Origin of the sequence: Microbacterium hydrocarbonoxydans (assembly GCF_900105205.1) — a bacterium.
GTDB lineage: Bacteria > Actinomycetota > Actinomycetes > Actinomycetales > Microbacteriaceae > Microbacterium > Microbacterium hydrocarbonoxydans.
The window spans coordinates 3,207,066-3,220,732 of sequence record NZ_FNSQ01000005.1; the positions used below are offsets into that span (position 1 = coordinate 3,207,066).

Genomic DNA, 13,667 nt, shown 5'->3' on the forward strand with positions numbered 1-13,667 from the left:
TCGACGCGTCCGACCACTGACACTCCACTCGACCGCATCTCATCACGAGGAACCTCCATGACCCGCACGACTCGCGGAGCAGATCGTCTCCGCCGCGTGATCGCCGTTCTCGCCACCGCAGCGACGGCTCTCGCGACGCTCGCCTTCATCGCGCTGCCTGCGGAGTCCGCCTCGGCCGAGACGGCGGGGCAGCCCGACACCGTGACCGCAGACGTGCTGCCGACCTGGCAGATCAACGGCGTCGTGTGGAGCCAGGCCGTGGCCGGCAACACCGTGTACGTCACCGGCAGCTTCACCAAGGCACGTCCGCCCGGGGTGGCCGTCGGCGGACCGGGCGAGATCGACGCCAACAACGTGTTCGCGTTCGACATCACGACGGGCAACCCGGTACCGAACTTCAGCCACGCCTTCGACGGACAGGGTCTGGTCGTCCGCGTCACGCCCGACGGGAAGACCGTCTACTTCGGCGGCGACTTCACCGCGGTCGACGGACAGGCGCGTGCGCACGTGGCCTCGTTCGACGTGGCAACCGGCGCGATGCTCGACTGGGCTCCTCGTGCCGACGGACAGGTGCGCGGCTTCGCCTTCGCCGGTGACACCGTCTTCGTGGGCGGCAACTTCCGCTCCAGCGGCGGACAGCCGCGCAGCGAGCTCGCGGCGTGGAGCAGCGCGACGAAGAGCATCCTCCCGTGGGCGCCGTCGGCGGCCGGCGACGGATTCGTCTGGGACATGGTGATGAGTCCCGACTCGTCACGCGTCATCGTCGGCGGCTCCTTCACCACTCTCAACGGTGCAGCGGCCTACGGCATGGCGTCCGTGGACGCGTCGACCGGCGCAGCGCTCCCCTGGGCGGCCACGGACCGGATCAAGACCGCGGGTCTCAACGGAGCCATCTCGAGCCTCAGCACCGACGGCACCCAGGTCTACGGAACGGGCTACGCCTTCGGCGCGGGCGCGACGTTCGAAGGCACCTTCGCCGCAGATCCGTACACCGGCTCGATCAACTGGGTCAACGACTGCCTCGGCGACACCTACGGCAGCTTCCCGCAGGACGGGGTGCTGTACTCGGTCTCGCACAAGCACGACTGCAGCGTGGTGGGCGCCTTCGGCGACACCAACCCGCGATCGCGCTGGACGAAGGCCATCGCCGAGAGCACGAACCCCACCGGCGTGATCACCAAGAAGGACGCGTACGGCTGGGACTTCACCGGTCTGCCGTACACCGAGCAGCTGAACTGGTACCCGGACCTCGAGTTCGGCACCTACACGAGCGCTCGCCAGGCGGCATGGTCGGTCACCGGCAACGCGAACTACGTCGTCCTCGGCGGGGAGTTCCCGAAGGTCAACAACGTCGCACAGCAGGGACTCGTCCGCTTCGGCAAGAAGAACGTCTCACCGCACGCCGTCGGACCGGTCTACAACGCAGGACTGACGCCCGCTCCTTACTCGAACGAGTCCGGAGTCGTTCGCGTGCCCTTCACCAGTGTGTGGGACCGCGACAACGCCACCATCACCTACGACGTGTTCCGCAGCCCCTCCGTCAAGATCGCGACGCTCACCCGGACGGACGGTCGCTTCTGGACTCTGCCCAACCTGAGCATCACCGACAGCGGACAGACTCCGGGCGCGCAGGTGCGATACCAGGTCAGGGCGAAGGATGCCGACGGCAACGTGCAGTGGAGCGCGTGGTCGCCCTACGTCACCGTGTCGGGCACCCCGACGGCCGCCTACCGCGCCGCCGTCCGTGCGAGCGAACCCAGCCACTACTGGCGCCTGGATGAGTCCACCGGTACGCGCCTCTGGGATGACGCGGGCGACGCACCCGGCACCGCGACCGGGCTGACGCTCGGCGCGAGCGGTGCCATGCTGAACGACTCCAATCCGGCGGTCAACTCGGCCGGCGGCAGCTCACCCAAGATGACCACCCAGGACGTCAGCGCCGCACCTGCGGCGGTCACTGTCGAGGCGTGGGTGCGGACGACCAGCACCAGCGGCGGTCGCATCGTCGGGTTCGGCGATTCGGCGACCGGGACCTCGACCTCGGGGATCACGGACCGCATGCTCTACCTCGACAACTCCGGCCGCGCGAACTTCGCGATCAACGACGGCTCCTACCGCACGGTGTACAGCCGCTCCGCCGTCAATGACGGGCAGTGGCACCACATCGTCGGCACCGTCGACGGTGACGGCATGCAGCTCTTCGTGGACGGCCGTCGTGTCGGTCGCGACCAGGCGCGCACGTCGCCGAAGATCTACAACGGCTACTGGCGGATCGGCGCCGATCAGACCAACGGCCTGACGAACAAGCCGACCAGCGCCGGGCTCTCCGGTCGGATCGACGACGTCGCCGTGTACTCGGCTGCGCTGAGCCAGTCCGACATCCAGTCGCACTATCTCGCGAGCGGCCGAGCCTCCAACTGGACGGCCGCGCCGACGGACGTCTACGGTGCCGCGGTCTCGACCGACGCGCCCGACGCCTACTGGCGCCTCGACGAGACCGCCAGCGGCACCATCGTCGACTCGGCGGTCGGCGGCACCACCGGCAACCTCAGCGGCACCGTGACCCGAGGACAGTCCTCGGCGATCGGCTCCGGCACCGCCACGACCTTCAACGGGTCGAGCGCGATGGTCGTCGCCCAGGAGGCGTGGAACGCCCCGACCACCTACAGTGCCGAGCTGTGGTTCAAGACCACGACCACCAGAGGTGGAACCCTCATCGGGTTCGGCAACACCGCCAGCGGCCTCAGCGCCTCGTACGACCGCCATGTGGTCATGCAGAACGACGGCAAGATCCAGTTCGGGAGCGGGCAGCCGCAGACCACCCTGGTCACGCCGACGGCCTACAACGACGGTCAGTGGCACCACGTGGTGGCGACCCAGGGAGCGGGCGGGATGAAGCTCTGGCTCGACACGCAGCTGGTCGGCAGCAACTCCATGGCCGGCTCCGAGAACTACCGCGGCCACTGGCGCATCGGCGCCGACCGCACATGGGGAAGCACGACGAGCAACTACATCGCGGCCACGATCGACGAGGTCGCCGTGTATCCGACCGCCCTGTCCGAGCAGCGCGTGCGCGATCACTTCGCCGCGAGCGGGCGCTCCGTCCCCGGTCGCGCACCGGTGGCGGCGTTCACGTCGACGACCGACAAGCTGAGCGTGGCGGTCGATGCGAGCACCTCGACGGACGCCGACGGAGGTCCGCTGGTCTACGCGTGGAACTTCGGTGACGGCACGCTCGCCACCGGCGCGACGGCCTCGCATGCCTACGCCGCCGGCGGGACCTACACGATCACCCTCAAGGTGACCGACAGCACGTCTCTGACGAACACTCTGACCCGTTCGGTCACGGTGGCGGCCAACCAGGCTCCGACAGCGTCGATCAGCGCCACTGCCGATCACCTGGAGGTGGCGTTCGACGGCTCGGCATCGTCCGACCCCGACGGCTCGATCGCCTCGTACACCTGGGACTTCGGAGACGGTGCGACCGGCACCGGGGTCACGGCATCGCACACGTACGCGACCGCCGGCACCTTCACCGCCACCCTCACCGTGACCGACGACAGCGGGACCACCGCGACGACGACGCGGACCGTGACGACGACGCTGGCTCCGAACCAGGATCCGACCGCCGCCTTCACGACGGCGACGGATCTGCTCGAGCTCACGGTGAACGCCTCGACGTCCACGGACGCCGACGGCACCATCGAGTCGTACGCCTGGAACTTCGGCGACGGATCAACCGGCAGCGGCGCCACGGCGACCCACTCCTACGCGAGCGTCGGCACCTACACGGTGCGCCTGACGGTCACGGACAACCGGGGCGGCACCGCAACCGTGACCCGCGACGTGACAGTCACGCAGAACGAGGCACCGGTCGCGGCCTTCACCACGTCGGTGGCGAATCTCGCGGTGTCGGTGAACGCCGGCGGATCCACGGATGCGGACGGGTCGATCGCGTCCTACGCCTGGGACTTCGGCGACGGAGCCACCGACACCGGGGCGACCGTCTCGCACACCTATGCGGCCGGCGGCACGTACACCGTGACTCTGACCGTGAAGGACGACCGGGGCGCGACGAACACGACGACCAAGACCGTCACCGTCGCCGCACCGCAGGTCTGGGCGCAGGATGCGTTCACCCGCACGGCCACCAACGGCTGGGGCACCGCGACGACGACCGGCGGAGCGTGGACGATGTTCCCGTCCAGCGCGACCGCACTGAGCAAGTTCGCCGTCAACGGCACCGGAGGCACCGTCACGCTCTCGGCCGGGAACAACTACTCGGCATCGCTCGCCGGCTCCACGCCGTCGACGAACACCGAGGAGCGGTTCACCGTCGCCTTCAACCAGCCGTCGACCGGTGGCGGGTTCTACTTCTCGGCACTCGGACGCCAGATCGACAACGCCAACGACTACCGCGCGAAGTTCCGCGTGGCCTCGAACGGCGTGGTGTCCCTCTGGCTGACGAAGACGATCGCCGGTGTGGAGACGGTCCTGTCGTCGACCGCCGTTCCGGGTCTCTCGATCACGGCAGCCGACCAGCTGAGCGTGCGGTTCCAGGTGACGGGCACCAACCCCACCACCCTCAAGGCGAAGGTGTGGCGCACGGCCACGACCGAGCCGACGGCATGGACCCTGACCACCACCGACGCCACGGCGTCACTGCAGGTGCCCGGCTACGTCGGAGTGAACAGCTACCTGTCATCGAGCGCGACGGCCGTACCGGTGGTCTACACCTACGACGACTTCTGGGCGGGACCCGCGCAGTAACTCCGAGGGGTAGGACATGACGGAGGGCCGAGGCGTTCACGCCTCGGCCCTCCGTCATGTCCGCCGAACCTTCGCGGAACGGGAAGCGGGGATCAGGGGAAGCGGGCCCCGATCGACGGGCTCACTGCGCCGAGGATCGCCGACACAGCCGCGGGGATGCTCCGTGGTGCCGCCGTGATGCCGGGCAAGAGGCGACCCGATCGGTCCGTGGCCGGACGACCCTCGACGGCCGTCGAGTTCGCATCCTGCCCTGTCGTGCTCCGGTAGGTCGCCCATGTCGAGAAGACGTACGGGTTCACATTCGCCGTACCCCGCGACCAGATGACGAACCACGTCGGGGCGGCAGCGCCATTGCGCTGGACCACGTTCCCGTCGGTCCGGATGTTGAGCTGGGCTGGCGTGTACCGATGGGTGTAGTCCTCGACGCACACCGTGCAGTTGCCGGCACTCTCACCCACGACGTTGTTCCCCATCGAGATGTCGCGGATGAGCCACGGCATCGTCGGGTCGGGGAACGGGCGCCGGGCGTTGTGACCGGGTACCGACGCATCGGTGGCGCTGCGACTGTCCTGCACGATGTTGACGGCGCGGTCGCCGCCGATGATCGTGTTGTTCCAGAGGTTGACGCCACCGGTGTTGTTGATCTTCACGCCGTTGCCGACGTTGCGCAGGACCAGATTGTTCACGAAGTCGATCTTCTGAGACAGCTCGAGGAATGCGCCGGCGCCCCGGTTCTCGATGATGTCGGAACCGGTGATCCGCACGTCGTACACCGCCTGGTCGAGCCAGACCCCGGGTCCGTCGTTGCGCAGCAGCGCCGCGTCGGTGATCGTCACCCCGCGGGACTTGGCGATCTTGACCCCACCTGACACGGGCGACGTGTTGAAGTGCTCGGCGTTGTTCTCGACGGCGAGGAGATCGTCGATGACGAGCGCATCGGCGTAGTTGGCGCCGAGCCCCATCAGCCCGTTGCGGGCGAGGGTCACGTCGCGGATGGTCGCGTTCGAGGACCCGACGAACAGCCCCGTCGACGCGTTGTCGTAGATGACGACGTTCTCGAGGGTCGCCCGCGGCGCCTCCACGGTCACGGCACCCATCATCCAGACCGACGTCGCGTAGTTGCGAACTCCGATGCCCCGCACGACTGCGCCTTCGCCTCGCAGCGAGAGCGCCTTGGTCAGGGTCGAGGTCCGGACGCTGTGGCCGGCCGGATCGCTGCCGAGGTAGAGACGGTCGTTCGCGACGTCGGTGAAGAAGGTGCCGGCCTTGAGCGCGGCGAGCGACGCCACCTCGGTCTGGGCGACGCCGTCGATCCAGACCTGCTCGGGGTGAGCGGCCATGGGATGCGCGGCGTTCAGCCACCGCCACCCTGCCGCAGTGCCGTCCGCCTCGCCCCGCGTGAAGGACGGAGTGGAGTCGAAGTCGTACTTCCAGTCGGCGCTGAACCAGCGACCTCCCGAGCTCTGCCAATTGCTCGCAGCGGAGGACCCGTCGAACCAGACGGCCTCACCGGGGTAGGACTGGATCGTCAGCTTCTTGCCCGACGGGATGACGACCGACTCATGGTAGGTACCGCCTCGCAGCACGAGAGTCGCGCCGGACGCCGCGCGGTCGACGGCGCTCTGCACGCTCGCGAACGGGGCTTCGGCGGAACCCGACCCACCGCTCGTCGCGCCGACTCTCACGAAGAGCGCTCCGGCCGGTACGGGGTAGTTCGTCGAACCGACGACTGCAGATCCGGCAGCGGTGCGCGTGCCCGCCACGTTCCAGACGGGCGCACCGCCCGCAGGCTTCGTCGGTGTGGTCGGCGTGGTTGGTGTCGTCGGCGTCGTGGGCGTCGTGGGCGTGGTGGGTGTCGTCGGCGTGGTCGGCGTGGTCGGAGTCGTGGGCGTCGTCGGAGTCGCCTCCTCCTTCGCCGTCACCCGGAGGTCGTCGAACAGCACGGGCAGCGCCGGCGTGCTGCGCGAGACGTAGAGCCGCACACCGGTCCGGCCTTCCGCGGTCAGCCGCTTCGCCGCACGGTCGGTCACAGAGAGCTTCCATGCCGAGGGCTTCGTTCCCGCTGCGCTCACTCGTGCATCGATCTTCACGGCATCCGTTCCCGCGAGACGGGTCTCGAGTACGAACGGAACTCCCGCCTTGACCCGGAGCTCGGGGACCCAGGTGTAGCCGAGGGTCGTCTGCACGCCGGCATTGACCCGGAGCGTCTCGAGCAGCACGACGCCCTTCGGATCGACGCGCACCTGCGTCTGGTAGAAGCCGTCGGCGGTGAGTCGGGACTGCAGACTCATGTACACGCCGGAACCGGACTTCGGCAGCTTCGGCAGGGTGAACACCGTCGATTGCGTGGAATCGGCGACGGACAGTCCGATCGGACGCGCGGACACGGTGGCACCCGGTGCTGCGGCGTTGAGCTTGGCGGTCCCGTTGGCCACGGAGACCGAGGCGACCGGCGACGCGTCATAGGTCGTTCCGTCTGGCGAGGAGCCGAGGCCCTTGGCCACGGTTCGTGTCATCGAGTCCTGCACGAGGACCACGTCCGTCGTCTCCGCCGCAGCGGGCGCGACGACGGCCAGAGGGAGTAACAGTGCGGATAAGGATGCGATCAGGGGGAGGGTACTTTTACGCATGAGGGGAGGCTCTCCGATGTGCTTCTCGGTACTGCAGGTTCGGGTAGGCAGTATCGACATCCGACTTCGGTGGCGGATGATAGTAGACCATAGCCTGGAAACCGTCGGCAGTTCCTGAGGATCAGCTGATATCGATTGAATAACTGTCCGCGAGCGCCGCCTCCTTCCGGTTCAGCCCAGCGCGGACATCTTCCGGAACCATATGGCCAGCCCCGCCCCGAGGTACAGCAGTGCCGCCAGGGCGAGGAGGCTATATACCAGCATGAACGCTGGCGGCCAGCCCCACAGCACGAAGGCGAGGCAGAGGACGCCGTAGTCCGTCGGCAACCCGAGAAGCGACCGTCCGAGTGAGAAGCCGCCTGCCTGGGCGGCCTGAGGCACTCCGCGCTTGCCTCTCAGAAGATCGTTCAGGATCATCCCGAAGAAGGTGACCGTCGAGATCACCGCGAAGCCGAGCGGAACCAGCAGCCAGAGCTCCGACGGCAGCGGGAAGAACCGGTACCACCCGATTGCGACCGCGATCGGCAGGGCCACGAGCTTCGTGGAGTCGAGCACATGATCGAGCCACTCCCCTGCGAGCGAACCTCCGCCTCGCAGGCGCGCGACCTGGCCGTCAGCACTGTCCCAGGCGTAGCCGATGGCGAGGAGCAGCCACACGACCACGCCGAGGACGATCGAGGGCGGCACCGTGGCCAGCAGGACGATCCCGGTGAAGGTGAACGCCGCACTGATCAGGGAGACCTGGTTGGGCACGAGACCGACGGTGAACGCACCGGCGGCGATCACCCTTCCGACCGGACGGTTGACGAACACCGAGTAGGCGGGGGCCCCACGGGCCCTGCCCTTCTGCGCTGCAGCGAGGCTCCGGTACGAATCTGCGAAAGTCAGGGGGTCACTCCTCGAGCTCGGAAGTCATCGAATGTCAGGGTGTACGGGACACTGCTGAACCCGGATCCCGCATAGGTCGAGATCCCGATGTGGCCTGCGGTCTGCAGGCCGGCCGTGGAATCGGTCGTGCTCAGCTGCCAGGCAGCCGGTTCGGTCGTTCCCGCCGCCCAGATCTTACTCCGCAGCGTGGTCGTGCCGACCCCGAACGCCTGCACGCGCACGTTATATATCGTTCCGGCGGCGAACGTGAAGCCGGCCATGTTCTGCGAGACCAGTGCCGTGCCCCCTCGGGCCAGCTGGGCCGTGACCGACCCGTCGGCCCCGATCAGCCATCGAGCCCGGTAGTCATCCGCACCGACGACGCGGGCGAGGGCTGCGACGTAGACGCGCGCTCCGGCCGGCAGCGCAGGGGCGGAGACCGTGAAGGTGAGGTCCGTGCTGGTCGACGTCGCGGAGTTCAGCGTCGCCGTGCGGGTCTGGCCCGCCGCCTGCGTCGTGAACTTCGCCGCGCCGTTGTCGATCGCGACGTTCGCCGCACTGCTGGTCTGCGCCCAGGCGCCCCCGGTCTGCGCCGTGCCCAGCAGGCCGTTCGCCCGACCGAAGTCGTCGGCGGCGAAGGCGGCGCCGGCCGGAGCCGTCACCGTCACGGACTTCGTCACGGTGTTCACCGCTCCGTCGTCGTCGGTCACCGTGAGGGTCACCGTGTATGTGCCGGCTGCGGCATACGGGTGCGAGGCTGTCGCTCCGGTCCCGGTCGTCCCATCGCCGAAGTTCCACGCATACGAGGCGATCGTGCCGTCAGGGTCCGTCGACGCCGACGCGTCGACGGCCACGGTGAGGTCGGTCGGCGAGGCCGTGAACGAGGCCACGGGGCTCTGGTTCCCCGGGACCGCCGTGACGGTCACGGGCTTCGTGATCGCCGCGGTCGCTCCCTTGTCGTCCGTCACAGTCAGGGTGACCTGGTACGTACCGGCCGCAGCATACGTGTGCGCGGCTGGCGTGGCCCCGGTGCCCGTCGTCCCATCGCCGAAGTTCCAGGCGTAGCCGGCGATCGTGCCGTCGGCATCCGTCGAGGACGATCCGTTCACGGTCGCGGCGAGGCCGCTGACCGAACTCGTGAAGGCCGCCGTCGGCGCCTGGTTCGTCGGAGGCGTCGGACCACCGGTGGTGGAGCCTGCCCAGAAGTTGTCGAACCGGGTCTGGAACGGGACGTTGGTGACAGAGCCACCCAGGTACACGCCGATGCCGACATGCCCTGCCGTCTGCAGACCGGCCGTCGAGCTGGTCGTGGTCGAGGTCCACGCGGCGGGCTCCGAGGTCCCGACCTTCCATACCTTCGCCCTGATGGTCGTCGGAGAGGTGCCGGTCGCCTCGGTGCGCACGTGGAGCGCATCACCGGCGCTGACCGTGAGTCCGGTCGGGACCGTCGTGAGGACCGTCGTGCTCTGCTGCAGCTGCAGCTGGACGCCGCCGGTCGGCGAGACGATCACACGGGACCTGTAGTCCTCGGTACCGACCCGACGCGCGGCCACGGTGTAGTAGGCGCTGCCGCCCGTCGGAAGCTGCGGGAGGACGACATCCACGTCCACCGCGGTGTCCGTCGACGAGACCCCGGTGAGGTACGCGTACCGTTGCGCGCCTCCGGCCTGCTGCAGCAGGGCTGCGTAGGCGCCGCTGACGAGGTAGTTGGAGGCCGTGTTCGACAGCGTCCACGCTCCCCCGGTGTTCGCGGTGCCGAGGCCGCTCGCGACGGTCCGGTTGAACGAGTCCGAGGCGTAGGTCACCGCACCGACCGGAGCCGTCACCGTGATCGATGCCGTCTTCTGCGTCGTGGCACCCTGGTCATCGGTCACCGTGAGGGTGATGGTGTTCGTGCCTGCTGCGGCGTACGTGTGCGATGCGGTCTTGCCCGATCCCGCTGCCGTCCCGTCGCCCCAGTTCCAGGAGTAGCCGGCGATGGTGCCGTCGGTGTCCTGCGAGGCGCTGGCGTCGACGTCGACCTTGAGGTCGGTCGCGGCCGAGGTGAACGACGCCACGGGAGCCTGGTTGGCCACCGCTTCGACGATCGTGGTCTCGGTATCGCTCGCGCCCTTGTCGTCGGTGACGGTGAGCGTCACGGTGTACGAGCCTGCGACCGCGTATGTGTGCGTCGCGGTGGCTCCGGACCCGGCAGGTGTTCCGTCGCCCCAGTTCCAGCTGTAGCTCGCGATGGTGCCGTCCGCGTCGGTCGAGCCCGACGCGTTGACCGCGAGGGCGAGCTTCGTGACCGCCGACGTGAAGCTGGCGTTCGGCGCGATGTTCGCCGGAGCGCCCGTCGTTCCCAGCGCGTAGTGCTGCGAGACGGTCGTGTCCGAGATCGGCGCGAGATAGACGGCGACCTCGTCGATCGCACCGTCGAACTCCCAGTCACCAGGACCCCAGGTGACGTCTCCGCCCACGTGCCAGTACCCGGTGTAGTCCTGGGCGTTGGTCTGGCCGTTCGAGCCCTGCAGCACGCCGTCGACGTAGAGCCGCATGCCGGTCGCGCCCTGTGTGGCGACGACCTGATGCCACTGCCCGTCGTTGTACGACGCGGATGTCTGCAGCGTCTCGGCGAAGCCGACCCAGACGCCGTAGATGAGCTTGCCGTCCGGCGTCATGTAGACGTGGCGGTCATACCCCGACGAGTTCCCGTCGGAGCTGTTCCCAAACCCGATGATCTTGCCGCCGGTGGTCGTGTCCGTCTTGAACCAGGCCTCGAGCGAGTACGACCTCGGGTTCGAGAACGAGTTCTGGCTGATGACCTGTCCGCCCTCGAACGATGCGGCCTGGTTGCTGACCCCTTCGAGGGCTCCGTTCGCGCCCTTGGCGACCGCGCCGAAGTAGTTGCCCTTCTGGTTGTAGCCGGAGGCATCGGCGGCCACGCTGCCCGTGGACTCGCCGAGGCGCCAGTACAGCGCGGGATCGGCGGCGTAGACGGCGGCGCCGTATGCATCCGCCGGTGCCGTCGAACCTTCGAGCTCGCGACCGGAGGCCGTGTAGTGCGCGGCGGCCTGCTGACGGGTCAGCGGGGCGCCGTAGATGGCGACCTCGTCGATGTCCCCGTCGAAGAACGCGGCTCCGGCCCAGGAGGTGTCGCCGCCGACGCGCCAGTACCCGTTGTAGGGCTGGGCGGAGGTGACGTCGGTGCGCTGCGCGACCCTGATGCCGTCGATGTAGAGCACCATGCCGCCGTCGCTGAGACCGGCCGACATGTAGTGCCACTGACCGTCGTTGAACGCGGTCGACGAGCTGATCGTCTGCGACGAGCCCGGGTACACGCCGAAGGTGACCCGGCCACTCGGCTCCATGTACACATGGCGGTCGTAGCTGCCGGAGGTGCCGGTGGAGCTGCTGCCGAAGCCGACGATCTTTCCACCGTTCGTGGTGGTCGTCTTGAACCAGGCCTCGACGCCGAAGGTGTCAGGGCCCGCGATAGCCGACGTGGTCGAGGCGAAGCCGTTGTTCGAGCCGTCGAAGTCGGATCCGCTGCGCGAGTCCGAGAGCATGGCTCCGGCTGTGCCGCGGGTGACGCCGCTGCGGACGGCGAGGTCGGATGCCCCGGCCCAGTCGTAGGAGAGAGTGGCCGAGGAGTCATCGAGCGGCCAGTAGCTCAGCGGAGCATCCTCGAGCACCGCGGTGCGGTAGGCGCTCGGAGCTGCGGACCCGGACGCCGTCACGGTCGTCGTCCCGCCGAGGATCGAGTGGCCCTCGTTGTCCGTCGCGCGCACCCGGTAGGTGTAGCTCGTGCCGTTCGTGACCGTCGTGTCGACGTAGGCCATGGGCGGCAGCCCCCAGTCCGCGGACTTCGAGCGCACGTTCTCGTAGGTCTTCACGACCACGTTGTCTCGCAGCACCTCGTACTTGAGGAACTCGCTGTCACGGTCGTAGTTGAGGGGCCAGCTGACCCTGATCGAACCGCCGGTGAGAGCGATCGACGATGCCGGCCAGGCCGTGTTCCAGAGGATCGGCCCCTGGGCGTTCGTGGACTTCCCGGCCACGGCGAAGCGCGCGAGTCCCTGCTGTCCGGTGTTGTTCACCCGGGTGAACTCGCCGCCGTACACGAGGTACTCGCTGTTGGAGGAGACGGACCACGGACCCTGCGATGCGCCGCTGACGTTGCCGGCGTTGAAGGCGGGGAACCAGTGCTGCAGCTTGGGGGCGGGGTTTCCGCCGAAGTCGTAGTAGCCGAGGTTCAGGCCGAAGGGCGTGGTGCGCTCGACGTCCTTCGTGACGGCGAGACCGCGATAGAACGTCCAGGGGTCGCTCTGCGGGAATCCGTCGACGAGGCTGCCGCAGTAGTGCGAGTGGCCGGCCGCATACACGGTGTCACCCATGGGCTCCACGTCGTACTGGTCGCCGTGGCAGTCGTTGACCCAGACCAGGTTGCCGGTGGCCCACGAAGCCCGGAAGGAGCCTTCGAGGTTGCCGCCGTTGCCGAAGACGTAGCCGGTGCCGTAGATGTCGTCGCCGTCGGACTTGAGCGAGAGGATCGCGGCATCCAGACCTGCGTTGCGGATCACGTTGTTGGCCGAGAAGGGCAGCAGTGAGGCATCGGATGCCGACACCATCGCCAGGCCGTACCCGGGGTTGGAGCTGCCGTTGAGGGTCTGGAAGTTTCCACCGAGGACCACCTTGTCGCCGGCGGGAGAGACCGTCACGACACGTCCCTGGCGCTGCTCCAGAACGGGCGCCCACGGCAGCAGGGTGCCGCTGCGGGTGAAGGCGGCGGCGCCGGAGCGGTCGTTGCCCGAGACGCGGCCGAACGTTCCGGTGATGTACACGGTGTCGTTGGTCGCTGCGACGCCCGAGGTGACGCCGTTGGAGTTCGGGTTGAACGCGGCGAGGTTTCCGCTGGGCAGATCGAACGCGGCGACGCGGTTGCGGGTCTGGGTGTTCACCGTGGTGAAATCGCCGACGATGTAGAGGCGCGTGCCGTCGGGCGAGGCCTCGACCTGGCGCACCTGGCCGTTGATCGACGGTGCGAACGAGGTGATCAGCGCGCCCGTGCGGATGTCGTAGGCGAGGAGGTTCGACCGGGGCGTCTCGTTGGTCCCGGCGGCGGCGCCTGCCGGGCGAGCGCTGGTGAACTTGCCGGCGGCGTAGACGACGTTGCCGACGACCGCCTGGTCCCAGACGATGCCGTTGATCTGCACCGTCGGCAGCGAGTCGGCGGTGACAGTCGCGGCCTCTCCCTCCGGCGGACTCACGTCTGCGTGAGCCGGCGAGATCGCCACGAGTGATCCGAAGACCACGGCGAGTGTCATCGCGATAGCGATCGATGCTGCGCGTACGCGGCGTCCCCAAGACAGTGCTGTATTGCCCATCGTTCATCTCCCCAGATGATGGACCGTTCGCGCT

Annotated in this window: 4 protein-coding genes; 1 reads left to right on the forward strand and 3 read right to left on the reverse strand. The window is 68.4% G+C overall.

What is annotated here, in order from left to right:
• Positions 1–57: 57 nt before the first annotated feature.
• Positions 58–4,770, forward strand: coding sequence for a PKD domain-containing protein (locus BLW44_RS15735; protein WP_060926405.1), 4,713 nt, complete (start codon positions 58–60; stop codon positions 4,768–4,770).
• Positions 4,771–4,862: 92 nt separating this feature from the next.
• On the opposite strand, the gene BLW44_RS17555 is transcribed toward BLW44_RS15735, so the two are convergent.
• The 3 genes from BLW44_RS17555 to BLW44_RS18445 all read right to left on the reverse strand — a co-directional run bounded on the left by BLW44_RS17555 (position 4,863) and on the right by BLW44_RS18445 (position 13,573).
• Positions 4,863–7,400, reverse strand: a complete 2,538-nt coding sequence (locus BLW44_RS17555) for a right-handed parallel beta-helix repeat-containing protein (RefSeq protein ID WP_157519575.1) — start codon at positions 7,398–7,400, stop codon at positions 4,863–4,865.
• A gap of 171 nt (positions 7,401–7,571) precedes the next feature.
• On the reverse strand, positions 7,572–8,186 hold the full coding sequence (locus BLW44_RS15745) for a CDP-alcohol phosphatidyltransferase family protein (RefSeq protein ID WP_245647377.1): 615 nt from the start codon (positions 8,184–8,186) through the stop codon (positions 7,572–7,574).
• A gap of 98 nt (positions 8,187–8,284) precedes the next feature.
• On the reverse strand, positions 8,285–13,573 hold the full coding sequence (locus tag BLW44_RS18445; protein WP_060926408.1) for a PKD domain-containing protein: 5,289 nt from the start codon (positions 13,571–13,573) through the stop codon (positions 8,285–8,287).
• Positions 13,574–13,667 lie beyond the last annotated feature (94 nt).

What these genes read in the sequence shown, in the direction of transcription:
- BLW44_RS17555 (WP_157519575.1), bottom strand. Translation starts at nt 7,400, where the DNA reads ATGCGTAAAAGTACCCTCCCCCTGATCGCATCCTTATCCGCACTGTTA.
- BLW44_RS18445 (WP_060926408.1), bottom strand. Translation starts at nt 13,573, where the DNA reads ATGACACTCGCCGTGGTCTTCGGATCACTCGTGGCGATCTCGCCGGCT.
- BLW44_RS15735 (WP_060926405.1), top strand. Translation starts at nt 58, where the DNA reads ATGACCCGCACGACTCGCGGAGCAGATCGTCTCCGCCGCGTGATCGCC.